22 protein-coding genes are annotated in these 23,363 nt (G+C 64.7%); 12 read left to right on the top strand and 10 right to left on the bottom strand.

Annotated elements, in window-relative coordinates:
• Nucleotides 1–193 precede the first annotated feature (193 nt).
• From Spa11_RS14370 to truA, 4 genes are all read left to right on the top strand, one after another.
• Nucleotides 194–898, top strand: a complete 705-nt coding sequence (locus tag Spa11_RS14370) for a hypothetical protein (RefSeq protein WP_145113422.1) — start codon at nt 194–196, stop codon at nt 896–898.
• Nucleotides 895–1,902 carry an HTTM domain-containing protein gene (locus tag Spa11_RS14365; RefSeq protein WP_145113420.1) on the top strand — a complete coding sequence of 336 codons (1,008 nt, stop codon included), beginning with the start codon at nt 895–897 and terminating at the stop codon, nt 1,900–1,902. Before Spa11_RS14370 ends, Spa11_RS14365 begins: the two co-directional genes overlap by 4 nt.
• A 294-nt stretch (nt 1,903–2,196) precedes the next feature.
• Complete coding sequence (locus tag Spa11_RS14360; RefSeq protein WP_145113418.1) at nt 2,197–3,210, top strand: aspartate-semialdehyde dehydrogenase; 1,014 nt, start codon at nt 2,197–2,199, stop codon at nt 3,208–3,210.
• Nucleotides 3,211–3,214: 4 nt separating this feature from the next.
• Nucleotides 3,215–4,012 (top strand): tRNA pseudouridine(38-40) synthase TruA, encoded by a 798-nt coding sequence (gene truA, locus Spa11_RS14355; protein ID WP_145113416.1) that lies wholly within the window; start codon nt 3,215–3,217, stop codon nt 4,010–4,012.
• A 15-nt stretch (nt 4,013–4,027) separates the two neighbouring features.
• Here the strand turns inward: truA and Spa11_RS14350 are convergent, their stop codons facing one another.
• Nucleotides 4,028–5,452, bottom strand: a complete 1,425-nt coding sequence (locus Spa11_RS14350) for a hypothetical protein (protein ID WP_145113414.1) — start codon at nt 5,450–5,452, stop codon at nt 4,028–4,030.
• 352 nt (nt 5,453–5,804) lie between these two features.
• Here Spa11_RS14350 and Spa11_RS14345 point away from each other — a divergent pair, with 352 nt between their 5' ends.
• The 4 genes from Spa11_RS14345 (at nt 5,805) to Spa11_RS14330 (ending at nt 8,961) form a co-directional block, all read left to right on the top strand.
• Nucleotides 5,805–6,692: a serine/threonine protein kinase gene (locus tag Spa11_RS14345; RefSeq protein ID WP_145113412.1), complete on the top strand. Its 888-nt coding sequence runs from the start codon at nt 5,805–5,807 to the stop codon at nt 6,690–6,692.
• A 125-nt stretch (nt 6,693–6,817) separates the two neighbouring features.
• Nucleotides 6,818–7,786: an acetyl-CoA carboxylase carboxyltransferase subunit alpha gene (locus tag Spa11_RS14340; protein WP_145113410.1), complete on the top strand. Its 969-nt coding sequence runs from the start codon at nt 6,818–6,820 to the stop codon at nt 7,784–7,786.
• Nucleotides 7,783–8,373: a M50 family metallopeptidase gene (locus tag Spa11_RS14335; protein WP_145113408.1), complete on the top strand. Its 591-nt coding sequence runs from the start codon at nt 7,783–7,785 to the stop codon at nt 8,371–8,373. Before Spa11_RS14340 ends, Spa11_RS14335 begins: the two co-directional genes overlap by 4 nt.
• Before the next feature lie 18 nt (nt 8,374–8,391).
• Nucleotides 8,392–8,961 (top strand): GNAT family N-acetyltransferase, encoded by a 570-nt coding sequence (locus Spa11_RS14330; RefSeq protein ID WP_231932939.1) that lies wholly within the window; start codon nt 8,392–8,394, stop codon nt 8,959–8,961.
• Between the two features lie 232 nt (nt 8,962–9,193).
• On the opposite strand, the gene Spa11_RS14325 is transcribed toward Spa11_RS14330, so the two are convergent.
• The gene (locus Spa11_RS14325; RefSeq protein WP_145113404.1) at nt 9,194–10,123 is read right to left on the bottom strand and encodes a nucleoside hydrolase; all 930 of its coding nucleotides are present in this window, start codon (nt 10,121–10,123) and stop codon (nt 9,194–9,196) included.
• A gap of 156 nt (nt 10,124–10,279) precedes the next feature.
• On the opposite strand from Spa11_RS14325, the gene trpD reads away from it, so the two are divergent.
• On the top strand, nt 10,280–11,305 hold the full coding sequence (gene trpD / locus Spa11_RS14320) for an anthranilate phosphoribosyltransferase (protein ID WP_145113401.1): 1,026 nt from the start codon (nt 10,280–10,282) through the stop codon (nt 11,303–11,305).
• A gap of 252 nt (nt 11,306–11,557) precedes the next feature.
• On the top strand, nt 11,558–11,758 hold the full coding sequence (locus tag Spa11_RS14315) for a hypothetical protein (protein ID WP_145113399.1): 201 nt from the start codon (nt 11,558–11,560) through the stop codon (nt 11,756–11,758).
• Here the strand turns inward: Spa11_RS14315 and Spa11_RS14310 are convergent.
• The 5 genes from Spa11_RS14310 to Spa11_RS14290 form a co-directional block, all read right to left on the bottom strand.
• On the bottom strand, nt 11,755–13,425 hold the full coding sequence (locus tag Spa11_RS14310) for a DUF1559 family PulG-like putative transporter (RefSeq protein ID WP_145113397.1): 1,671 nt from the start codon (nt 13,423–13,425) through the stop codon (nt 11,755–11,757). The genes Spa11_RS14315 and Spa11_RS14310 overlap by 4 nt on opposite strands.
• Nucleotides 13,426–13,581: 156 nt before the next feature.
• On the bottom strand, nt 13,582–14,202 hold the full coding sequence (locus Spa11_RS14305; RefSeq protein WP_145113395.1) for a nitroreductase family protein: 621 nt from the start codon (nt 14,200–14,202) through the stop codon (nt 13,582–13,584).
• 225 nt (nt 14,203–14,427) lie between these two features.
• Nucleotides 14,428–15,909, bottom strand: coding sequence for a magnesium chelatase (locus tag Spa11_RS14300; RefSeq protein ID WP_145113393.1), 1,482 nt, complete (start codon nt 15,907–15,909; stop codon nt 14,428–14,430).
• A gap of 221 nt (nt 15,910–16,130) precedes the next feature.
• Nucleotides 16,131–17,594 carry a Gfo/Idh/MocA family protein gene (locus Spa11_RS14295; protein WP_145113391.1) on the bottom strand — a complete coding sequence of 488 codons (1,464 nt, stop codon included), beginning with the start codon at nt 17,592–17,594 and terminating at the stop codon, nt 16,131–16,133.
• Nucleotides 17,595–17,868: 274 nt separating this feature from the next.
• The gene (locus Spa11_RS14290; protein WP_145113389.1) at nt 17,869–18,699 is read right to left on the bottom strand and encodes a CvpA family protein; all 831 of its coding nucleotides are present in this window, start codon (nt 18,697–18,699) and stop codon (nt 17,869–17,871) included.
• A gap of 216 nt (nt 18,700–18,915) precedes the next feature.
• Between Spa11_RS14290 and Spa11_RS14285 the strand changes: the two genes are divergently transcribed.
• Nucleotides 18,916–19,917: a metal-dependent hydrolase gene (locus Spa11_RS14285; protein WP_145113387.1), complete on the top strand. Its 1,002-nt coding sequence runs from the start codon at nt 18,916–18,918 to the stop codon at nt 19,915–19,917.
• A gap of 8 nt (nt 19,918–19,925) precedes the next feature.
• Here Spa11_RS14285 and dtd read toward each other — a convergent pair whose 3' ends face one another.
• Nucleotides 19,926–20,375 carry a D-aminoacyl-tRNA deacylase gene (dtd, locus tag Spa11_RS14280; RefSeq protein ID WP_145113385.1) on the bottom strand — a complete coding sequence of 150 codons (450 nt, stop codon included), beginning with the start codon at nt 20,373–20,375 and terminating at the stop codon, nt 19,926–19,928.
• 266 nt (nt 20,376–20,641) lie between these two features.
• On the opposite strand from dtd, the gene Spa11_RS14275 reads away from it, so the two are divergent.
• Nucleotides 20,642–21,565, top strand: a complete 924-nt coding sequence (locus Spa11_RS14275; protein ID WP_197529410.1) for a ZIP family metal transporter — start codon at nt 20,642–20,644, stop codon at nt 21,563–21,565.
• 176 nt (nt 21,566–21,741) lie between these two features.
• Here Spa11_RS14275 and Spa11_RS23010 read toward each other — a convergent pair whose 3' ends face one another.
• Together Spa11_RS23010 and Spa11_RS14270 are read right to left on the bottom strand one after the other, a co-directional pair.
• Entirely contained in the window at nt 21,742–21,912 is a 171-nt protein-coding gene (locus Spa11_RS23010; RefSeq protein ID WP_197529409.1) for a hypothetical protein, read from the bottom strand.
• Between the two features lie 199 nt (nt 21,913–22,111).
• The gene (locus tag Spa11_RS14270) at nt 22,112–23,248 is read right to left on the bottom strand and encodes a toxin-antitoxin system YwqK family antitoxin (protein WP_197529408.1); all 1,137 of its coding nucleotides are present in this window, start codon (nt 23,246–23,248) and stop codon (nt 22,112–22,114) included.
• Nucleotides 23,249–23,363: the final 115 nt, after the last annotated feature.

Here is a 23,363-nt window from a genome sequence, read left to right as displayed (position 1 = left end):
ACCCCCGCAGCGACTCCCTGTCGCTGCGGGGGTTTTTTGTTTGCCGCTCGCGGCTTAGCGGTGAGAGTCCGTCCGCGCTAAGCCGCGAGCGGCGAGTCAGTCATTCCACCGCCATGCGACCGGCGTTGCCTAGATCGGCGACTTCGCCTATCTCCTAGGGCCTACGCACCACTCGGCCCCCCCTCGAATAGCCATGGCGAAATCGGGCAAACCCAAGGACCGTCAGCCCCCGGCAGCGGGGCAGGGGGGGGCTAGCACGGCGCCCGTCGGGCAACCCGCTCGCTGGGTTCGAATCGCCGTTAGCTTTGCCGTTGTCTGGCATCTCTTCGCTGTCTTTATCTCGCCGCTGGCGATCGAGCCGACGTCCATTCTCGTGTCGCGTATCGGGACCTCGCCCTACGTGCGCTGGTACTCCGACTCGCTCTATCTCAATCAGGGCTACCACTTCTTCGGCCCCGACCCGCCGCGCAATCACGTGCTGCGCTACACGGTCACCGATGAAGCGGGCGCCGTTGTTGCTGAGGGTTCGCTCCCCAACAAAACGGCGCAGCGGCCGCGGCTCTATTACCACCGCCATATGATGCTCGCCGACCAGGCGGGCAATGGTCCGCCCGACATCAATCCCGATGAGTGGCTGCGACTGATGCTGCGCGGGTATGCGAGGCAGTTGTTGCGAGCCAATGGCGGCGCCCGCGCCACGGTCGAGTGCGTGATCCACAATCCCTTGCCGCCACGCGCTGTGCTGGAGGGCGTTGATCCGAACGCCCCGGAGATGTTTCAAACGATCACTCGAGTTGAAGAGACCGCGGCGTCGCTCGAAGAGCCGCTGCCCGTCCCGGCGCCACCGGAACGCGAACCGCAAACGTCGGAAGAGCTGCCGATCGGGGAGGAGCTATGAAAGCCGCCCTGGCAGCTGTGAAGACCTACTTCGCCGATCTCGCCGCGGCGTGGGACGACTTCTGGTTTCGGCCCGCGGACCCGGCGGTGCTGTCGGCGATCCGCGTCGTGACCGGCTTGCTGCTCTTCTGGACGCACCTTGTGTGGTCCTTTGGCCTCATGGCGTTCTTCGGCTCCGAAGGATGGGTCCCGCCAGAGCTACACGAGCGGATGACCGATCCGCGGATCGGCGTCAATTTCTTCGACTTCTTGCAGGCGCCGTGGGCCGTTTGGACGTTCCATGTGATGAGCCTGATTGTCTTCTTCCTGCTGACGATCGGGCTTTTCAGCCGGACGGTCGCGGTCTGGTCGTTCTTGGCGGCGCTGAGCTATGCGCTGCACGTCACGCCGGGGGCGTTTTTCGGCCTCGACAAGATCAACTGCTTCTTGGCGATGTACGTGATGCTCGGCCCGTGCGGCGCGCGGTACAGCGTGGATCGCCTGCTGCGGATACGGCGCGGCGTCGAGGACGCCGACCCCGATTACGTCGATGAGTCGTGGACGGCGAATCTCGCCTTGCGGCTCATCCAGCTGCACCTCTGCGTGATCTACCTCTTCGGCGGCTTCGGCAAGCTGCAGGGCCGTATGTGGTGGACAGGCGAGTCGATCTGGATGTCGGTCGCCAACGTCGAGTATCGCTCGCTCGACATGACGTGGCTCGCCGGGCACCTGCGGATGGCGGAGCTGCTCGCCCACGGCACCGTCTTCTTCGAGCTGTTCTACTGCTGCCTGATCTGGAGCCGCTGGGCCCGGCCGTGGGTGCTGCTCACGGCGGTCGGCGTGCACGCGTTCATCGGCCTGGCGATGGGAATGCCCGAGTTTGCTTTGGCGATGCTCACAATGAACGCCGCGTTCCTGCCGGTCGCTTTGGTGCGGGGTGTGCTCGACCCCATCAGCAAACGGGCCGGCGGGATGCTGGCCAGCAAGCCGAAGCCGAAAGAGCCAAAAGAGAAGACGAAGGAGTAACCGCCGGGCTGCACTAGAAATGGAAGGCGAGCCGGGCGACGTTAGTCCCCGGAGTTGCAGCGGGTACCCACTTCCCTCCGGGGACTGACGTCTCCCGGCCCGCAGAGTGCCTTTTCGTTTGTTTTTGGCGATCCCTGGCGCTCCTGGCGTCTTGGCGGTTCCCCCACCGCTGGTTCCGCGCGAACCCGCCGCCTAAAATGCGGTCTTACCCCGATAACGGCCGCCCCAATCGTAGGGGGCGCCAACTAGCCAATTGGCCCCAGGGCCAATAACACCCAGCAGAGACTCTTCCCCGTGTTCGAGACCATCGCGATCGTTGGCGCCACCGGCGCCGTGGGCGGCATCATCCGCAAGCTGCTTCAGGAGCGTGAGTTTCCCTACAAGAACATTCGCTTCTTGGCGTCCAAGCGGTCGGCGGGGACGACGATTGAGTTCGCGGGCAAGTCGTACACGGTCGAGGAGATGACGCCCGAGGCGTTCCAAGGCATCGACTTGGCGATCGGCAGCACGCCCGACCCGGTCGCCAAGGAGTTCGTCCCCTGGGCCAAGGCGGCGGGCTGCATCGTCGTCGATGAGAGCGGCTTCTGGCGGATGGACCCGACCGTCCCGCTGGTGATCCCCGAGGTGAACCCCGAGGCGGCGTTTACCCACCAGGGCCTCATCGCTAGCCCGAACTGCAGCACCACCCAGATGGTGCAATCACTGAAGCCGCTGCACGACGCGGGGCGAGTCCGCCGCGTGATCGTGAGCACCTACCAAGCCACCAGCGGCGCCGGGGTAGGGGGGCAGCGAGAGCTCGTTGACGCTTCGCGCGCGGCGCTCGACGGCGCCGACTTCACGCCGGAGACCTTCTCGCATTCGATCGCGTTTAATCTCATCCCGCAGATCGGCTCGCACAAGCACGCCGGTTACACGTCGGAAGAGATGAAGATGGTTTTTGAGACCCGCAAGATCCTCGGCGACGAGTCGATCCAGGTCTGCCCGACGTGCGTCCGCGTGCCGGTGAGCAACTGCCACAGCGAGAGCATCCTGGTGGAGACCGAGCGCAAGATCACCGTCGAAGAGGCGCGTGAGCTGTTCGCCGCGACGCCGGGCCTCAAGGTCATCGACGATGTCGCCAGCGGCAAGTACCCGATGCCCAAGGATTGCGACGGCGACGACGACACCTACATCGGCCGCATCCGCGAAGACCTCTCATGCGAAAACGGCCTGGCGTTCTGGTGCGTGAGCGACAATTTGCGCAAGGGCGCCGCGACCAACGCCGTGCAGATCGCCGAGCTGCTGGTCCGCAACGGGGCGGCGGTGTGAATCGGTGGGCGACAACGGCGTAGCTAACGAAGGTTCGCAGGCTAGGCCGACACACTGGCTCAAGCTCACCGTCGCCTACGACGGCGCGGCGTACGCCGGTTGGCAGTGGCAGCCGAGTGAGCCGACGGTGCAGGGCGTGCTGCAAGACGCTTGGCGCAGCATCACGCACGAAGAGCCTTGCTTTACCGCCAGCGGTCGCACCGATGCGGGCGTGCATGCCGAGGGGCAGGTCGTTGGCGTTGAGACGACATCGACGATCGAGCCGCGGCGTTTGCTGCGGGGGCTGAACGCGCTGCTGCCCGACGACGTGGTCATTCGGGCCGTCGAGCCGGCGCCGGTGGGCTTTCACGCCACGCACGACGCGTTGCGGAAGACGTACCGCTACCAGGTCCTGAGCGGCCCCGTGCCGCCGCTGTTCGACCGTAAGCACGTCTGGCACTGGCGCGCGGGGCAGCTCGACACCGAGCGGATGGGGCAGGGGGGGGCGTACCTCGTCGGTCGCCACGACTTCGCGTCGCTCGAATCGACGGGCTCGGAACGCTCGAGCACCGTCCGCACGATCACCGACCTCACCGTCACGTCGCGCCCCGCGGATGGCGGCGAGCGGATCGACATCACCGTCACCGGCGACGGCTTCCTCTACAACATGGTCCGCACGATCGCCGGCACGCTGGTGGAGGTCGGCCGCGGCGCGAAGCCGCCGGAGTGGGTCGCCGAAGTCCTCGCCAGCCGCGACCGGGGCAGGGCGGGACAGACCGCGCCCCCGCAGGGGCTTTTTTTGGTGAGGGTGGAGTACGCCTAAGGACAGGCCGCTTAGTTACGCGGTCTCGCGAGGCATCGCGATCATTGGGCGCTCGTCAACGAGGGCAATAACCACCGGCTCGAAGTATTGCCGTAGCAGTTCGGCCAGGGCGTCACGGTCGCTGCCTTTACTCGATTGGCGGAAGGCGACGCTGAGCCAATCGCTCGTGGCGGTTTCTTCAACGACCTTGCCGAGACGTTCGATCTCTGGCTGGGTGAGCAGGTGCTCGCAGGCGATCAGTTGCATCTCGATCAGAATGATCTCACGCAAACGTTCGTCGTCATCTTTCACAAGACGGTCGGCGCAGGAACGGGCGAGCTTAGAACCAGCAATGCCGGCCGAAGCTGCGCCCACGATGCCTCCGACGATTCCGCCCACGGCCGTGCCGACCCCAGGGATGACACTGCCGACGGCTGCCCCTCCGGCCGCGCCGCCTAGCCAACCGACGGCGCCGGCAGCAGTTTGCGAGACGTTCACCGACGTGTTCTTGGCGAACTGGCGCCACGAGATCGATTTAGCGAATGCCGCCCTATAGAAGTCGGGCGTCGTCATCACGGCGGCGGCCACGGTAGCGGTGACCACGTTCGTGCGCAGCACCTTGGCGAGATGATTCGTCGCCGCGGCGCCGCTCACCGCTCTACCAAGTGACCCCGTCGCTACCCCTTTCACAAGACGCTTGCCTACCGACGTTTTGTAGCTGGCTTTGAGAGCGTGCCTGATAGCGGTGGAACCCGCGGCCGCAATCTTGGTGCGGAGTATCTGGGCACTAATAACGCCGGTAGCGAGCGTTTGCCCACCGACGAGCGAGGCGTCACGAGCAGCATGTCGCATCGCGGTTTTGTGGCGCTCGCCCGACCAGACTCGGCTGGCGTACATGACGACAAACGAAATGCCCATCCCCGACGAGGAAACGATCGCCTGGGTTGCGACATCGTATTTGAGGGATTCGATGTTGCAGGGCCGCGCGATGTTTCTTGCTTGGCGATAAGTGATCGCGCCGCGTTGCACCAGCGTCTCGGCCTCGGCCGGATTCTCGAAACCTGGAACCGCACCCGATTGGATTCGCCTCCGCATCAAATCGACGCAGGCGTCGTACTGATCGCGAGGCACTTCGAGTACATGTCCCGGATAGCGATAGAGTCGCGAATCGGGATCGAAGGCGGCGGCGACGGTTTCCGCTGGGCTTCGGTAATACTTCGATTGGAGTGACATGCTGCCGACGATTCGGTCGGCGCCGTTTTTCTCGTTCGAGACGCCTACCAACTTCGGACGGCGGCCCCGAAGAAGATCGCAAGCGTGATTGGCGTCTTCTGCCGCGAAACCCGTGCCGCCGGGCGTGTAGTACTTGGTGATCTGCGTTGCTTCGGTCGCGTTGGCGAGAAGAGGCGGGGCGGCGGACTCGGTGGCCCGTTCTCGATGGCGTCGCGGCTGCTCGTCCATCCCGTCCCGATTCGTTGTCTTTGCAAAGGAAACTACTGTAGATCGGAACAGTCCGAGGCTGACAGGCTAACGACAGCCAACTGATTGGCAAAGCAAAATCCTACGAGCCTCGCCCGGGCCCATAGTCAGGCTGACAGCTCACCAACCATCAAGCCCAGCCAGTCCAGCGGGGCAGGGAGGCTAATAAAGCTGAGCGGTAGCTTCATCCCCCTATCTCATTCCAAAAATCCGCCGCCCAAGCACTGTCGCCCCCCTTCTGGGGGAAAACGTCGGCCTTTCTGCGACCCTGCCGGTCAGATAAACTTCATGGTCTGGCTAGATAGGGACTTCGGAACCCCCCAAGGGGCGGCGTGTGGCGCGGACTAACGAGATCGTCGGGGATTATCGCCTCTTTCACATGATCCGCACCGGCGCGGTCTACGAGATCTGGGCGGTGCGGCCCGTTTCGGGGAACGAGTCGTTCGCCATCAAGTGGCTCCCCAAGGACAGCAGCCGGTACAGCTCTGCGGGCGTCCGCGAGCTGAAGCACGAGTACACCGTCGGCAAATCGCTCGACCATCCGGCAGTGATCAAGACCTACGACTACGGCACGGGGAAGAACGGGGCGTGGCTCCTCATGGAGTTCTTCAAGACGCCCAACCTCAAGCAGCAGATTATCGCCAACGTGAAGGCGCTGCAGTGGCGGGTGAAGGAAGTCCTCACCAACGCCGCCGCGGGCCTCGCCCACATGCACGAACGCGGCTGGGTCCACCGCGACATCAAGCCCGACAATTACCTGATCAATGACGCCAACGAGGTGCGGCTGATCGACTTCACGATCGCGGCGAAGCCGACCGGAGCGCTGGGCAAGCTGCTCGGCTCGAAAACGAAGATCCAGGGGACCTACAGCTACATGGGACCTGAGCAGATCCGGGGGCAGGGGGTCGATCCGCGCGATGACATCTACAGCTTCGGCTGCCTGGTCTACGAGGTGCTCGCCGGCAAGCTGCCGTTCACCGCGAACACGCCGCCCGAACTGCTGCAACGCCACCTCAAGGCGAAGCCGCCGTCGCTGACGGTCGTCGATTCGAACATCAAGCCCGAGTTCGCCGCGTTCGTCACTAAGATGATGGCGAAGAAGCGCGAAGACCGGCCGCAGTCGATGAAAGAGGTGATGGTGAAGATCAAGAACGAGCCGATCTTCTACACCCAGCCGGAGAAGCCGAAGGTCGAAGCTGCCGTTGAAGAGAAAAGCGATTAACCACTGAGACACAGAGATCACGGAGTAAAGCACTGAGGAAGTTTCGTAGCAGAGACCAAGCAATCTGTGTCTTCTCCGTGTCCTCTGTGCTCTGCGGTGAAAAAGAAAGAAGGAAGGGAAACAGCATGTCAGCAGGTCCAGGACTTGAGTTTGAGCAGTCGCTGCAGGCGCTGGAGGCGGAGGTGCGCCGCCACGAGGCGGCGCCCGACAAGACGCCGGAGCAGCACGAGGAGCTGCGCGCGATGAAGCGCAAGCTCGCCGACGCGACGCGCGACGTTTATTCAAAACTCGACGCGTGGGACACGGTGCGCGTCGCCCGCTTGCAGGATCGGCCGAAGTTCACCGACTACGTCGAGCTGGTGTTCGATGAGTTCGTCGAACTGCACGGCGACAAATTCTTCGGTGACGACCGCGCGCTGCGCACCGGCTTCGCCAAGCTTGACGGCCTCAAGGTGATGCTCGTCGGTCACCACAAAGGCAAGACGTTCAAAGAACGGACCGAGTGCTACTTCGGCTGCGCGCACCCCGAGGGTTATCGCAAGGCGATGAGCAAGATGAAGATGGCGGCCAAGTACGGCATGCCGATCGTCTGCCTGATCGACACGCCGGGCGCGTACCCGGGCATCGGCGCCGAAGAACGCGGCCAGGCTCAGGTGATCGCCGAGAGCATGCTGCTGATGTCGAAGCTGCGGACGCCGATCGTCTGCGTCGTGATCGGCGAAGGCGGCTCGGGCGGCGCGCTGGGCATCGGCGTCGGCGACCGTGTCGCGGTCCTCGAGCACGCTTACTACTCGGTCATTAGCCCCGAGGGTTGCGCCGGCATCCTCTGGAAGAGCCACGACTACGCCGACCGCGCCGCCCGGGCGCTTCAACTCACGTCGAAGCGGCTGCAAGAGCTCGGCGCGATCGATGATGTCATCGAAGAGCCGCTCGGCGGCGCCCACCGCGACCACTACCAGATGGCGGCGCGGCTCAAGCAGTACCTGATCAAGCAACTCCGCGAGCTGTGCGAGAAGCCCAAGGACGAGTTGGTGGCGGCTCGCTACGAGAAGTTCCGCAATATCGGCCAGTTCCTCGAAGGCGGCGTGGCGTGAACGCCGGCGGCCCGGCGACGGTCGCTGCCTTGATCGCGGTGGCGATCTGGATGTGGCTGGCGATGCTGTTGACGCACGAGCTCGGCCACGTCGTCGCGGCGATGTTCACCGGCGGGAAGATCATGGCGGTTGAACTTCGACCGGGCTGGCTGCCGCACACGTTGGTCGATCCGAATCCGCGGCCGAGCGTCGTCCTGTGGAGCGGGTTTCTGTCGGGCTGGATCGCGCCGCAAATGACGGCGCCGGCATGGCGAATCCGCGCCGGTTTCGTTGGCCCGGTGCTGAGAGCCTGGGCGGCGTTCTGCCTGTTGGCGGGCGGCGTCTACCTGGCGGCCGGCGGCGCCGAACGACTCACCGACACGGGCCAGTTCCTCGCCAACGGTTGGTCGCACGCGCTGCTGATCCTCATTGGCGCCACCGTCGCCGCGCTCGGCTACGGACGGTCTCGCGCGGCGTGGATCGCGCTCGCGAAGGACGTCGAAGCGAAGCCAATCACACGGCGAGCGGCGATCGCTTGGTGGTGCTGGCTCGCCGCCTGGGCGGCAGGCCAGGGGATGCTGCACACAACCGTCCAACCCTCCCAGTAACGTCCGATAATCTCTGTTATGTTCGTTTCGGAGGCCGGAAACGGCCTGGAAACGGCCCTGCTGACGCTTCGCTACCTTTGCCCGCTTACTGCCCCAAACATGCCTAACGACGTGCTCATTCGCCGCGCGGACCTCACTTCCCCTGCCGACGCCGCGGCGTATCTAGCGGTGCTCGACATGTATTCGCGCGACCCGCTGGGCGATGGGAAGCCGCTCGACGACGAGGTGCGTGAGCGGATCGTTCCCGCGTTGATTGAACATCCGACGACGCTCATTTGGTTGGCGTTCGACGGCGATCGGCCGATCGGGTTCATCACGGCGTTTCGCGGGTTCTCGAGTTTCAAGGCGCGGCCGCTGGTGAACATCCACGACATCGCCGTCGCGTCCGAGATGCGTGGCAAAGGAATCGGCAAGGCGCTGCTCGCCGCGGCCGAAGAGTACGCCCGAGAGACGGGTTGCTGCCGGCTGACGCTCGAGGTGCTAGAGCGCAATCCGGCGCGGGCGGTTTACGAAGCGGCAGGCTACCGGCAAGCCGCCTACGCGCCCGGAGCGGGAGGGGCGTTGTTCTACGTCCGGCCGCTGGACTGATCGCCGCTAGATTGATCATCGCGGCAGGGGGCTGAAGCCGCGATTTGTAGGAGGGGTCTCCAGACCCCGATCACGGTCTCCATCCCAAATCGGCATGGTGCGCGAAATCGGGGTCTGGAGACCCCTCCCACAGAATCGCACAGCGATCCTTCAGAAGGCTGAGAGCTGACCGCTGGTAAGCTGACCGCTAACAGCCCTGTTGAACTTCAGAAGTTGCTCACACCGCAGTTGCTCACACGGCCTGATCGAGCGCGCGGAACACAATGTCTCGCGCCGCTTCGGCGTCGATCGACATCACGACTTCGACATTGACTTCGCCGCCGGGCACGTCGCGGCGGTCGAAGACGGTGGCGCCGTGCGTCAGTTCGCCAGAGGTCTCGACATCGGCGTACATCGGCGTCGCCTTGGCGATGCCCGGGTACGCGGCGGCGAGCAGGGCGACCAGCGCATGCAAGCGGACGCCTTCGATGCCAAAGCGTTGACGGTAGGCGCGGTAGTACCCGGGCAAGAGTTCGGCGAGAAGTCGGCAGGTTCGCGAATCGCGGTTGCGAACGAAGTCGAGCAAGTCGTAGCTGAAGCTCATAGAACCGACCACATCGAGCGGTACGACGGTCGGGATCAGGTTGCTGCGGAAGACTTCGCGCGCCGAGCCGGCGTCGCAGTAGACGTTGAACTCGGCCGCTGCGGTGACGTCTCCACCAACGGCGACGCTGCCGCCTTGGACGACGACGTCGAGCAGCGTCTCGGCGGCGTCGCGCTCGCGCGTCAGGACGGCGGCGACGTTCGACATCGGGCCGCCACCAATCAGGACGATCTCGCCGGGGTTGGCGCGGACCTCTTCGGCGATCACCTTCGGCGAAAGGTGCCGGTTGGCTTTTTCTGCGACGGGGAGTTCGGCTCCGCAGAGGCCGTTGGCGCCGTGGAGGTCGCGGGCGTCGGTCCGTAGCGGCTGCAGCGCGTCGGCGACGCCGATCCGCGGCCGTCGGGGCGGGTCGATCCGCTCGACGATCGCCTGCAAGTTCCGCGACGCTTGGTCCGGCGAGACGGCGCCGCCGGTGGCCGTCACCGCGATCACTTCTAGATTGGGATCGGCCAGCGCGACGCAGATCGCTACCGCGTCATCGACGCCAGGGTCGAGGTCGAGGATCACTTTGCGTGGCATCGGGCGGCTGTCGGCTAAAGGAGGGGCGGGGTATTCTATGCGGGTTATCCCCGACGAGCGGGCTGGCTGCAATGCGGTTTCTTACCGCGGCGGTCTGTGTCCGCCTCGGAGCTGCCCGCGAGGCGGCCGCCGTTCTCCCAGCCGAGCCCCGACGACATGCCCTCCCCTCTCGCCACAGCACTGGGCCGCCTGACGGCCGGCGAGGACCTCTCAATCGACGAGATGCGGGCGGCGATCGGCGACATGATGTCCGGGAGTGTTGCGGATCATCAGATCGGACAGTTCCTCTCGACTCTGGCTCGCAAGGGCGAAACGGTCGAAGAGGTCGCCGGCGCGGCGATGGCGTTGCGTGAACACATGACGCCGATAAACACGAGTCGGCCGCGGTTGGTCGACACCTGCGGCACGGGCGGCGGCGGGTCGAAGACGTTCAATGTGAGCACCACCGCGGCGATCGTCGCGGCGGCGGCCGGCGCGTCGGTCGCCAAACACGGCAACCGCAGCATCACCAGCCGCACCGGCTCGGCCGACGTGCTGGCGGAGCTGGGCGTGAACATCGAGGCCTCGGTCGCCCAGGTGGAGGCGTGCCTCGACGAGTTGGGCATCTGCTTCTGCTTCGCGCCGCTGATGCACCCGTCGATGAAGCACGTCAGCGCGGTCCGCAAACAACTCGGCATCCGTACGATCTTCAACGTGCTGGGGCCGCTGGCCAACCCAGCGCGAGCGACCCGGCAGGTCCTGGGCGCCGGTCTGCCGGAACTGCGGCCGCTGCTCGCCGGCGCGATGCAGCGCCTCGGGACCGAGCGGACCCTCGTGGTCAGCGGCGAGGACGGGCTGGGTGACGTGACGGTCTCGGGGACAACGCATGTGTCCGAGGTCGTCGAAGATTCGGTGCGCGAGTACCGCTGGACGCCCGAGGATTTTGGTTTGGAGCGCGGCGCTACTTCAGGCTTGGAGGTGGAGAGCCCCGCCCATAGCGCCATGGTCATCCGCAAAATCCTCAAGGGACAGCCGGGCACGGCCCGCGATATTGTCGTCCTTAACGCGGCCGCGGCATTGATCGCCGCAGAAGTCGCCGACGGCCCCCGCACCGGCGCACTGCTGGCGGGCGACGCGATCGATTCCGGCGCGGCAAGCGCGCTGCTGGCGAAGCTCGTCGAGCGCTCGCACGCGCCGGCTTAAATGTGGCGCCCCCTGCCCTGCTCCGTTTCTTGACGGGCGCAGCTCCGACCCTGCCGGATCGTTCAGGGAGACGTCAGTCCCCGAAGGATGCCGGGTACCCGCTTCACGCCGGGGATCCATGTCTCCCGGCTCGCATAAACTCGGGCTTTGCTGGCTGACGAAACGACCGGTTTGGGGAACTCTTGGCGTCTGCGGAGCGTACCAAGCAGCATCACTGCGGCGGACTGCCGTCGCCCACGACCAAGGACCGGAATGATGCCCCTCGCCCTGACAAAGAAAGCCGCCGCTGTTGCCCGCCGTCGTCTACGCCGGGCCTGCGACGAGGTTCGCGGCAACTGGAGCCACCGCGAGCAACGCCATCGCCGCCTCGAGGCGTTCGAGTTGCAGATGCGTCTGGCGGTCGCCCTAGGTCTCACGCCCGCGCCGTTGCCGGTGCGGAAGCCGACCCGCTAAGGCCACTCCGTCGTCTCGCCACCGGCAATCGAGGCGCCCGCCGCGAACTCCTCGGGGGTGATCGATACCGGCGTGGGGACGACGTGACCATCGGCAAAGCCGGTTACGAAGACGCCCGGATGCAGCTCGCCAATGCCAGCCGTCGGGTTATCAGCGTTCGCCGCCGTGTCGTAGTCGACTGGCTTGGTCCATTCAACGGCGTGGGCGTCGTTCACCTGCACGACGATGACGGATCGCGACAGGCCGTCGGAGAACTCGGCGAGCCGGACGCCCTCGGGCTTGCCCGCGAAGGCGGTTCCTTCGCCGGAGACGGCGAGATAGTGGGTCTTACCGTCTTCCGCCGCCATGCCGGACGAGGGGTCCAAGTAATCCGCCGGCATCTCCGCCAGGAGCTTGATGTTGTGGGGGCTGTCCCACGGCTCGTCGAGGTGAAACTTCTCGTAGAGCGCGCTCTGCTCGATAAACGGCAGGATGGCGACGCGCCAGCTCAACAAGGGCTTGCCGTCAGAATCGCAGATGGCTTGGGCGGGTAGTCGGCTGAACGTCGATTCGTGGTTGAGCATCGCCAGCAAGATCTGTTTGACGTTGTTTGTCGAGGCGTTGCGCCGCGCCGCTTCACGCGCGGCTTGCACGGCCGGCAAGAGCAGCGATGTCATGACGCCGGCAATGGCCAGGATCGTGGCCTGCGATTGATAGGAGCCCGGCCCGACCTTTGCTAGGACGAAGGTGGTCTCACCCTGCCGCATTTCGCCGAGCGACAGGGCGTACTGGTCCATGATCCGGAGCCAGTAGTCGCCCCACGCCCGCATCGTCGCTTCTGGGTGATTGCGTACTTTCTCGTTAAAGTCGCTGTCCTCAAGCAACTTCTCCCTCAGGCGAGCGTATCCGTCGGCGATCAACCGTTCGATCTCATCGGCTGCCGCAGAGCTGACGGCGTTGGCAGTCAAGGAGCTGCCCCGCTCGCTATCGAGATCGACAGCGAGCACGATCCGATCGATAAGCAAGATTCCTTCAAGGAACGGCAACGCCTCAGGATCGATCTCTTGCTTCGCAGCCGTGATCCCCATCTCCATGACAGGACGCAACGGCCCGAGCGTCACGGCCGCGTGTAGATCGTTTTGTAGGGCGTCCTCCGTGGTCATCAACTCTTGCAGTTCGCTCTGCCCCGCCTTCACGCCGCGCACTAGCCGCTTGAGGAACAACCGCGGCCCCACAGCGAGAGTCTGGTCATCGAGGAGGCAGAAGCTCGGCTTCATGCCCTCACTGCTTTCTAGCATCGGGCGGCCGAGCAGCTCGCCGGGCGTCGTGTGCTCGGTGAGTTCCGCGCGGAAGTTGTCGAACGAGATCGGCCGCGAGGACTCTAGCACGATGGCGTACTGAGGGCTGACACCGACCGGCGGTTCGACCATCGCGGTGACGCGGTCAATAGCGCCGAGCGGTACGCCCAAGAAGTCCTTCGTCGCCGCGGCGAGGACTTCGACCGGATACTGTTGCATCACGGGCGATTTGGCGGCGTTGGCGAGTCGCACTGTCACCGCGGCAATCGATTGCGGCGTCAGATGCGAAACACGCGCTGCCTCATCGGCGCGGATCGAGGCAATCGGCGAAAGCGCCGTCGCGGCGGCGACGATAGGGCGGAGGCAGTAAGACGAGATTAACGAAGGCATTGGGTTCGCTCCACGGGGCAATTGATGCCCGGATGCTAACCCGTTCCGCGCGCTACGTCAAAAAACCTCATGATTGAACAACAGTAGGAGGCGTCGGCGACGCCTCCTACTGAAGAGGATTGCAGAGGTCGATCGGTTTACCCCCGCCCTGCCCCACTAGCTTGCGTTGGCGGGATAGCGGTCGGTGTAAACCACCTCGGACTTGTCGAGTTGCCCGCCGCGCGGATGCGCGGGCTTGAGCGCCTTGCCGACGACGACCATGAAGCCGATCGCGTGGCCCTCCGGGAGTCCAATCAACTCGGCGACCTGCTCGGCGTCGAAGCCGATCATCGGGCACGAATCGTAACCCATCGCCTTGGCGGCGAGCATGATCGTCTGGCCCGCGATGCCGGCGGAGCGCATGACCTCGTCATGCTGCACCTGTTCGCCGGAGTTGCTGTAGAACTGCTCTATCATGGGCACCAGAACGTCTTGCGTCGACTGCGGCGCGTTCCGCCAATAGCGCTCGGGGGACTTGGCCCACGATTTGGGGTCGCCGCAGATGACGATCGCCAGGCAAGCGTCGGTCACTTGGGCTTGGTCCCATGCGGCGGCGCGGAGCTTCTTCTTCTGCTCGGCGTCGCGGACGACGACGAACCGCCAGTTCTGAATGTTGAATGACGTCGGCGCTAATAGCGCAAGGTCCATCAGCCGATCGTAGTCGGCTTCGGGCATCTCAAATTTGGGGTCGTAATGCTTGACGGCGCGACGTTCTTGGATGGCGGTGAGGGTGTCCATGCTTTCTCTTGTTCAGGATAAAGGCCCACTAATCGAACGAATCATATCGAAATGCCTTTCTTGTTCGAGTCAATTCGTGAGATTCGATCTCGTGGGCGATCAAATTGTGGGAGGCGTCTCTAGACGTCGATTATGCACACCATGCCGTGTTCGCCCGGCATGCCGAAATCGGCGTCTGGAGGCGCCTCCCACAGCCATAGATTCTCAAGCCTCAGGTCTCACACCTCAGGTCTCATACACGATCCGCCCGTGCTGTTGGCTGCGGCTGATACGGTCGGTGGCGTAGAGCCCAGCGAGGACGAACTCGACGCAGCTCGCCCGTACCGCGGGGTCTTGCGACGCGTTGACCTCGAACGCCTTGTCCCACGCCGGTGGGACGCGCTTCAGCAAGGTAGCGTAGTGCGAAGACGGCAACATGTCGCCGACTTCGACGCGGACGCCCTGCGAGAAGACCTCGGCGATCTCGGCCAAGCCGTGCTCTTCGACGTACTCGCTGAACACCGTGGCGATCGCCTGGGCGATGACCGCGTCGAGGACCTGCCGCTCGGACATCTGGTGCGACCCCATCAGATCGAGCTCGAGCTTCCCCAGCGAGCTGGCGTAGAGGTGCCCCAGGTCGCTGATCCGTGGCACGGCCGTCTCTTCGCCGAGCACCGCCGCGCGGTGCCGCGCCGAGGCGATCATCGTCCGGTAGTTCGCCAGCGACAGCCGCGCTGACACGCCCGAGTCATGGTCCACGTACTTCGAAAGCCGGGCGGCCCGGCTGATCTCTTCGATCAGCTCTTTCATGAAGTAGGGAACGATGACGGAGGGGTTAGGGACGGGGGACGGGGGACGAGGGGAGTCAGGGTCATCACCCTCGTCCCCCGTCCCTAGCCCCTCGTCCCTCGTAACAACCTCTTGCTCCAAGATCTCCACCCCCAGCGTGCGTTCCAGCGGATAGTGCGTGTGGATGAGCGAGCCGATGCGGTCCTTGAGCTGCGGGATCACTTTGCCCGAGCGGTTGTAGGTCGCGGGGTTGGCGCTGAAGAGGATCATCACGTCGATGTCGAACTTGATGGGATAGCCGCGGATCTGCACGTCGCGTTCTTCGAGGATGTTGAAGAGACCGACTTGCACCAGCTCGTCGAGCTCGGGCAGCTCGTTCATCGCAAACAAGCCGCGGTGCATCCGCGGAATCAGGCCGAAGTGCAGCGACTCTTCGGCGCCCATGCTGACGCCCGCCGCCAGCATCGCGGGGTCGATCTCACCGATGAGGTCGGCAAACTTGGTGCCTGGCGCAAGGCGTTCGGCGTAGCGGTCCTCGCGGCGCCACCATGCGATCGGCACCTCGTCCGCTGGCGTGCCGTTGACGAGCATCCGCCCGCGCGACGTGATCGGCTTGTAGGGATCGTCGTGTAGCGGGATCTTACGGTCATCGATGTAGGGGATCGCCTCATCGAGGAAATCGACCAACCGCCGCATCAGTCGGCTCTTCGCCTGGCCCTTCTCGCCGAGGAACAAGAGGTCGTGCTGCGCGAGCAACGCGATGTTCAGCTCCGGGATGACGGTTTCATCGTAGCCGATGATGCCCGGGAACAGTTCCTCACCGCTGCGGAGCTTGCGGAGGAAGTTGTCGTGGACTTCTTGCTTGACGGTCTTGCTATGCCAGCCGGAGTTACGGAGCTCCGCGAGATTGCGGGGGCGATCCAAGTTGGGGTTGGACATCGGTGGGAAGCTGGTGGGGGTGCGAGGCGGGGAGCTCAATTGTAGGCGCCAAGCCTCGCCTGCCCAGCAATTCAAATCCTGTTAACCACAAAGTGACGAAGGAACTAAGGACGGGTCGGACCCCGCCTCATTGTGCCTCCGTTCCTTTGTGGTGAACAAAAAAATGAGCCCGCCGGAAACTGCTCCGGCGGGCTCTCGCTATTTCAGAAGAACGAAGCGGATCAGGCTTCGGCGGGGTCTTTGCCGTCGATCCAGGGGCCTTCGAGCTTCTGGTATCCCGGGGGGATCAACTTGCTCCCCTTATCGCCGGCGTGCCAACCGGGGACGTGCTTCGCGTCGGCGCGGTCGTAGGACATCTGCTCCCACTGCTTGGCCCACGAGTCGTTGCCGTCGGAGTACTCGAGAGTCTCGGGATTGAAGTGATAAACCTTGCCTTCGCGGTAGCTGCTGGCGCCGAGCTTGACGACAACCATTGCCGCGGCGCCGAGTTCCGGCGAGCAGTTGACCTTCGATGGGTCGTCCGCCTTCACCGCGTCGATGAAGTTCTCAAAGTGAACGAAAGACGTGTTGGGCACATGGCCGACCTCGACGCGCTCGTCCTTGATGCTCGAGTCGTGCGTGACCTGAGGACGCTCGGCGACGAAGTCATAGCCCGAGAAGTCCTCACCGGTGCCGAGGACAGCCGAGCCGAAGTGGCCACGGATGCACTGCTGGATGGGGACATTCGACGAGCACATCGTGGCGGTCACGAGGCCCTGGACGCCCTCGTGGAAGTCGGTGATGACGGTCGCGACATCCGGCGCCTCACGCGAATCGTACTCGAGGTAAATACCACCGCCGCCGGCGACGCGGCCCGGCCAGCGGAGGCCCGTCGCCTTGAGCATCGACGTGGTGCGGTGCACGAACAGGTCGGTGTACATGCCCGAGCCGAAGTCCCAGTAGCAACGCCACTGGGCGAAACGGGCGCGGTCGAAGGGCTGCTTCGGGGCGAGGCCTTGTTCGTGACCGAGGAACATGTCCCAGTCGACGTTCTTCGGGTTCATGTCCTTCGAAAGGCCGTAGTAACGCCACTGCCCCATGTCCGAGTTGCGGAAGAACTCGGTCTGGTATTGCATGATCTTGCCGAGCTTGCCGGCACGGATGTCCTCGTTGATCTTGTTCCAGACCGGCAGTGAGGTGCTCTGCACGCCGACCTGCATCACCTTGCCGGAGTCCTTCCAGGCGCGGTAGACGGCGATCGCCTCGTCGACGGTGTGCGTCATCGGCTTTTCGCAGTAGACGTGCTTACCCGCCTTGAGGGCGTCGATCGTCTGGGTGGCGTGCCAGTGGTCGGGCGTGGCGATGACGACGGCGTCGATCGACTCGTCGTTGATGATGTCGCGGTAGTCGGCGATCTTGGCGGGCGCCTTGCCAGTCTTTGACTCGATCTTGGCGGCCGTCTCATCGCGGTAACGGTTGAAGACGTCACATACGGCGACGCATTCGACCGAGCCGGGGTCGTTCTGCAGGCGGATCGCCGAGTCGACGTGCGACTGGCAACGACCGCCGACACCGATGAAGGCGATGCGGAGCCGGCTGTTGGTGTTCGCGCTGCTCACGGCGCCAAGAGCACTGGTGGAAGCAATCGCCGCCGAGGCGCCGGTCGTCGCGAGGAAGCCGCGACGGGAGAGGTCACGCGGAAACATGTCGTGAGGGCTCCGATAGAGAGACGTTGTTGTAATTTGTCAAACGCACGTGGTGTCGGTTTGGGACCCCGTGGCGTCTGAGTTCGATGAGCTGGGCAGTATAAGCGCCCGGCAGGCGATGATTCCTACCGGATTTCGACCCGAATAACTACCGTGTTAGACCGCTTACGGTTCTAAACGGCAGCCGGTTCGGCGCGCAGCATCTGCCCTTATTAATTCCAGAACTCCCCAAAACGTGACAGGGAAACTGCTTGAATCCGGCAAAAAACTGCTGTTACGGCCAGTGCGGCCAGCTCACCGGCTGAGCAGTCGTGTCCGATGGGCCGCCGCTGGGCGTCGAGCCGGTAACAGGCTGGGCGCTCGCCGAGGGCCAGCCGAAGTCGGCTGGCGAAGGCTGGGTGGCGGGCTGTGCGCCTGGGGGTTGGGCCCGACCGGCTGGCTGACTCGTTGGCCAGCCCGGAGACGCTGGGGTCTGGGCAGCCGGTTGCCCCCACGACGGGGCGGCCTGCGGGGCCGGCTGCGAATTAGCAGCGTTGGGCCAACCGTTCGCCTGTTGCGGAGTCGGCGCAACGCCCGTTTGGCCGGAGTGGAGCTCGGTCTCGAGGCGATTCAGGTACGGGCCGACCACCTGATGGACCTCCGGCGGGAAGAGCGAGTCGGTCTCGTCCAAGAGGCGAGCGATGTAGAAGCCCGATTTCGAGCCGACGACCTGCTGTTTCCATGCCTGAGGGACGAAGGGAAGCGTCACAGCGAAAAAAGTAACCCCCACACACCAAAGTGTTCCACGTCCGATGCCGATGATGGCGCCCATCTGGTGATCGAAGCCCTCCATCTTCACGCTGTCGATCCCCTTTCGCACGACCCGGAACAGGTACCAGACAACGAACGACGTCCCGATATAGATCAGCAGCATCGCGACAAACTTATTAGCTGGCGCGGTCACGTAGGGGATATGCGGCGCCACTTGGTCGGCGAACTTCACAGCGACGAAGTAGCTGGCGACAAACGACGCCAGGTAGGCGAGCTGCCAGGCCATCCCGCGGAAGTAGCCGAAGAGCGTCATCCCCACGAGGATCGCGATCATCAGCAGGTCGTAGGTCGCCATGGGAAGGGGCTAGGGGTTAGGGACGGGGGACGATGGAGTCCCCCGTAGGGCCAGGAGTTTATCGGGTTGTTGTGGTAGGCCGAATAGCGATATCGGCGCCGCTGGCATGAGGGCGCCAGCACTCGGGGCTCGTGTTCCGCCGAAAACACGGATCCCCTACCCTACGCGCGCTTGCGTCCCTAGTCCCACGTCCCTAGTCCCCCGCCCCTCCACAAAGTGGCCGACTTCAAGACGCACGTGACGTTCTCCAGCGCCATCGGCGCGGGGTACGCCGTTGTCGCGTCGGGGCTGGGGTTCGACCTCTCGACGTCTGTGTTGGCCGGCGGGTTGTGCGGCGTGTCAGGGATGTTGCCGGACATCGACAGCGATTCGGGCGTGCCACGGCGCGAGGCGCTGGGCTTCGCAGCGGCGGTGATTCCGCTGCTGATGATCGACCGCTTCAAACAGTTCGACCTGTCGCACGACCAGATCGTGCTCTGCGGCGTGTTGATGTACTTCGGCATTCGCTTCTGGCTCGCCAAGCTGATCGGCCGTTGGAGCGTTCACCGCGGCATGTGGCACAGCATCCCGGCGGTGCTGACCTTTGCGGGCTTGGCGTTCTTGATCAGTGGGCCGCCCGATCAGATCTTCGTGCGCTACCTGAAGGCGATTGCGGTGGGTCTCGGGGCGCTCAGTCACCTAGTGCTCGACGAGGTCTACAGCATCGACACCCGCGGCGTCGTTCCGAAGTTCAAGAAATCGTTCGGCACGGCGGTGAAGTTCTTTGGCAAGGACCCGAAAGCCAATTTCTCGGCCTACGCCAAGCTGGCGGTCGTCGCGTTGATGATCGGCACCGAGCCGATGGTGATCGACCGCGTTGAACTACGAAACCCGCAACTCGCCGCCAAATTGCGCGGCACGGCGAGCAAGGTCGAGGCGATCGAAGAGCGGCTCGCGCAGCGGACCGGAGGGGGGCTAAACAATTCGACGCCACCGTCCCCGTCGGTGTCGAATTGGTCTAATGTGTTCCGGCGGTCGGACCCGGACAGGCAGTCGGCGCCGGCGCAGGATCGGCAGTCGTCGCCTCAGCCGCCGACTTATCCATTGCCGAGTCAGCAACCCGCTCAACCAACAACCTTGCCGCCAGGAACACCGTCTTGGTTCGCGCCGCCGGGGGCGACAAGCGGCGGGTTCGCACCCAATCGCAGCGCCGCGTTATCCGAACCGTTCACTCGGTAGCGGTCGTTTCACGCCTGCGGCGGCGTTTCGACGAGGATTGTCACGGGGCCCTCGTTCACGAGGGCGACCTTCATCTCGGTGCGGAACCGCCCCGTCGCCGTCGGCACGCCCGCCGCGCCGACCAACGCTACGAACCGCTCATAAAGCTTGTTAGCGACCTCCGGCGCCGCGGCGCCGATGAAGCTGGGGCGTTTTCCCTTGCGGCAGTCGCCCAGCAGTGTGAACTGGCTGACGACGAGCATGGCGCCGCCCGTGTCGAGCAGCGAACGGTTCATCTTGCCGTCGTCGTCCTCGAAGATGCGGAGCCCGACGAGCTTGTCCGCCATCCAGCGGGCCTCCTGCTCGGTATCGCCCTCCGCAACGCCGAGCAGGACCATCAGCCCCGGCCCGATCTGGCCGACGACCTCGCCATCGACAGTGACGCTGGCCTCGCTGACACGTTGAACGACGGCTTTCATGAAGGACGGGCACCGCCAAGCGGTTTTTTGTAGGAGGGGTCTCCAGACCCCGATGACGGTATCTATTCCGAAACGGCATGGTGCGCGTAATCGGCGTCTGGAGACGCCTCGCACAGCTGATCTGTAGGGACCGTCACGCCAGACCCTAGCGGCGAATCGCCTCGGAAACCATCCTGAGGGGCTTTCATTTTTTAACCCCTTTCCTTCTTGGCGATCCCCGGCGCTCCTGGCGTCCTGGCGGTTTCCCCCTTCCCGGAAAACCAACGTTGTCCACGGACTACGTCCTGCTGACTTACTACTGCATCGCGATCGTCGCCGCGTCGATCGCGGGGGGGCTCGTGCCGCGGTGGCTGCGGTTTTCGCACCGGCGGACCGAGCTCATTGTCAGCTTCGTGGCCGGGACGATGCTCGGCGTCGCCATGCTGCACCTGCTGCCGCACGCCCTAGCGGCTTCGGCGCCGGGGCCGGGGGCGACGCTGGCGGTGTTCCGTTGGACCATCGCCGGCTTCCTGGTGATGTTCCTCATCGAGCGGTTCTTCTGCTTCCATCACCACGAGGCGGACGAAGACCCCGCAGCGCATCACCACGACCACGAAGATCACCCTGATTGCGGCCACGAGCACTCCCACAGCGAGCACACCCCTGAGATGACGTGGAGCGGCGCGGCGATGGGGCTCACGCTGCACACCCTGCTGTCGGGCGTCGCCCTGGCGGCAAGCGTCCGCCACACGCCAGACGAGGTCTGGCTGCCGGGCCTGGGGGCGTTTATCGCAATCGTGCTGCACAAGCCGCTCGACGCGATGACGATCGCCGTCTTGATGGGCAAAGACAAATGGGGCCCCGGCGCCCAAGCCCTCGTGAACGGCCTGTTCGCCCTAGCGGTGCCGGCGGGAGTGGCGCTGTACGTCCTCGGCCTGTCCCCGGTGGGCGAGTCGGGGCCGTCGGCCGGTGTCGCGGCCGGCGTCGCTTTCTCGGCCGGCGTCTTCCTCTGCGTGGCGATGAGCGACCTCTTGCCGGAGCTTCAGTTCCACCACCATGACCGGATCGCCCTGTCGGCGGCGGTTCTAGCGGGGTTGGGCGTGGCGGAGCTGGCTCAGCGGCTGGAGACGCATTCGCACGGGCCTACGCCTGGGCCTACGCCGACGGCGATCGAGTCGCCGCTTGATCCGCCCACGACGCGTTTGGATTAGCCACAGAGCCACCGAGGACGCGTAGGAAGGCACAGAGCTACCAAAAGTCTCTGTTCGTCATCAGTGCCCTCGGTGGCTCTGTGGTGAGCTTTGTTAGCTCACAATGCCGTAGCGGCCTAGAGGCCGTAATCGGCGTCTGGAGACCCCTCCCACAGAAAAGCCACCCGCCATCGACCTTAGTTCGACGCCCGGAAAGCGTCCCAGGCCATGTAGCCAAGGATCGCCGCGCAAATGACAAAGCCGATATCCATGATCGGGCTTGCCCCCCCAAAGGGGATTTGCAGGACGAGGTCCAGCAGAAACGCCAGCAGCAGAAGCGCCGCCACGGCCATGCCGAAGATCGACATTGCTTTGGCCATGCAGTAATGGGGGGTCCGAAGGGAACGGGCGATCGAGCGCCCAGGCGGGCTTCTGGGCCACTATAGTTGCCCGAGTTTGCCTGTTACAGCCATCCCCCCCAATCCATCGGGTCGAACGGCAAAGTTCATCCGTTATCTTGGCGTCTGGCGCCGGCTGTAGGGGTTGAGCAGCCCCAGGCGCTTGTCGTCAACGCACGAGCATTGTGGTGGGCCGTTGTACCAGTCGCCCGTTAGAGGAAGCCGTCGGCTGCCGTTGGCCGTCGGTGGCCCAAAGGGACCACTCACCGGCGGGTTTGCCCTGATTAAAGCGGCAGGCGGCGGCCCGCATGCCGTTCTCTCGCCACCAGTTCCATTCGCCGCTGGCGAGGCCACTGTCGTAATTGCCGCTGAGGGCAAGCTGGCCGTTCTCGTGCCACCAGCGGGCCTCGCCAACCGCCTTGCCGAGACGGTACTCGGTCTGCAGCTTGGGCTGGCCGTTGGGCCACCAGGCTTCGCGGACGCCGCTGCGGACCTCGGGGCCGCTGGGCTCGTACTGGGCCAGCCGCAGCCGCCAGGGGTCGTCGGTCACGACCGGACGCTGGAGGCCGCTGAGCCAACCCTCTCGGGCCTTCAGCCGGCCGTTGTCGTGGTGTTCCGTGTGCTCGATCCGCTCACGGCCCGCTTCGAACTGGGCGGTCGTGACGAGTTCGCCCGATTCGTCGAGCGACTGGAGGACGCCAGTCGGCAGGCCGGCTGCGAACTGTGATCGGCGGCTGACCTCGCCCGCAGAGGTCCAGAGCGTCGCGAAGCCGTCGCGCTGGCCGGCCACGAAATGGACCTCGCTGACGCGTTTGCCGCTGGCGTCGAAAATCGACCAGACGCCGTCGAGCTGGCCGTCGCGGTAGTTCGCCTGCGAGAGGAACGGACCGGTGAAGCCGGCAAAGTGGTCGGCGGCGAGGCTCGGCGTGTCCTCGGCCGTCGCCCAACGAGACCAGAGCCCGGCGGGTTTCCCCGACTCGTAACGGCCTTGGCCGGCGAGCTTGCCACTGGCGTCCCAAGTTCGCCAGACGCCGTGGTTGACGTAATCTCCCCGGCGGTTCTGGCGGACCTCACGCTGAACGCGGATAACGCCGGCGGCGTCGCGCTCGCAAACCGTCTCAGTGACGGGTTCGGCCCGGGTCACCCCGAGCGGCGCGGCGAACTCCTCGGCGCGTCCCGGGGACGCGAAGGCGAGGGCCGACAGCAGGCAGAGGAACTTCTTCAAGACCGGTGCGATCGAGAGCGATATCGGGATTACGGCTTCACCAGCGCCATCGGCAAGCTTCGCCGGAGGAGTTCGGGCCAACCGGACCGCGCGGACCAAGCGGCACGACGGAGCGCATTTTCGCTAGCCGGCATATCCGGCAGGTCGGTGGTTGGGTGCGCCGTCCAACGGACTGTCGTCGGCGCGGGGGGCGACT

Origin of the sequence: Botrimarina mediterranea (genome assembly GCF_007753265.1) — a bacterium.
GTDB classification, from domain to species: Bacteria; Planctomycetota; Planctomycetia; order Pirellulales; family Lacipirellulaceae; genus Botrimarina; species Botrimarina mediterranea.
Note: the sequence above shows the minus strand (reverse complement) of the source record. Positions and strands in the feature narration are given on the sequence as shown.

Coding starts and splice junctions, on each gene's coding strand:
- Spa11_RS14370 (WP_145113422.1), top strand. CDS start 194: ATGGCGAAATCGGGCAAACCCAAGGACCGTCAGCCCCCGGCAGCGGGG.
- Spa11_RS14365 (WP_145113420.1), top strand. CDS start 895: ATGAAAGCCGCCCTGGCAGCTGTGAAGACCTACTTCGCCGATCTCGCC.
- Spa11_RS14350 (WP_145113414.1), bottom strand. CDS start 5,452: ATGGACGAGCAGCCGCGACGCCATCGAGAACGGGCCACCGAGTCCGCC.
- Spa11_RS14340 (WP_145113410.1), top strand. CDS start 6,818: ATGTCAGCAGGTCCAGGACTTGAGTTTGAGCAGTCGCTGCAGGCGCTG.
- Spa11_RS14330 (WP_231932939.1), top strand. CDS start 8,392: ATGTTCGTTTCGGAGGCCGGAAACGGCCTGGAAACGGCCCTGCTGACG.
- Spa11_RS14325 (WP_145113404.1), bottom strand. CDS start 10,123: ATGCCACGCAAAGTGATCCTCGACCTCGACCCTGGCGTCGATGACGCG.
- trpD (WP_145113401.1), top strand. CDS start 10,280: ATGCCCTCCCCTCTCGCCACAGCACTGGGCCGCCTGACGGCCGGCGAG.
- Spa11_RS14315 (WP_145113399.1), top strand. CDS start 11,558: ATGATGCCCCTCGCCCTGACAAAGAAAGCCGCCGCTGTTGCCCGCCGT.
- Spa11_RS14310 (WP_145113397.1), bottom strand. CDS start 13,425: ATGCCTTCGTTAATCTCGTCTTACTGCCTCCGCCCTATCGTCGCCGCC.
- Spa11_RS14305 (WP_145113395.1), bottom strand. CDS start 14,202: ATGGACACCCTCACCGCCATCCAAGAACGTCGCGCCGTCAAGCATTAC.
- Spa11_RS14300 (WP_145113393.1), bottom strand. CDS start 15,909: ATGTCCAACCCCAACTTGGATCGCCCCCGCAATCTCGCGGAGCTCCGT.
- Spa11_RS14295 (WP_145113391.1), bottom strand. CDS start 17,594: ATGTTTCCGCGTGACCTCTCCCGTCGCGGCTTCCTCGCGACGACCGGC.
- Spa11_RS14290 (WP_145113389.1), bottom strand. CDS start 18,699: ATGGCGACCTACGACCTGCTGATGATCGCGATCCTCGTGGGGATGACG.
- dtd (WP_145113385.1), bottom strand. CDS start 20,375: ATGAAAGCCGTCGTTCAACGTGTCAGCGAGGCCAGCGTCACTGTCGAT.
- Spa11_RS23010 (WP_197529409.1), bottom strand. CDS start 21,912: ATGTCGATCTTCGGCATGGCCGTGGCGGCGCTTCTGCTGCTGGCGTTT.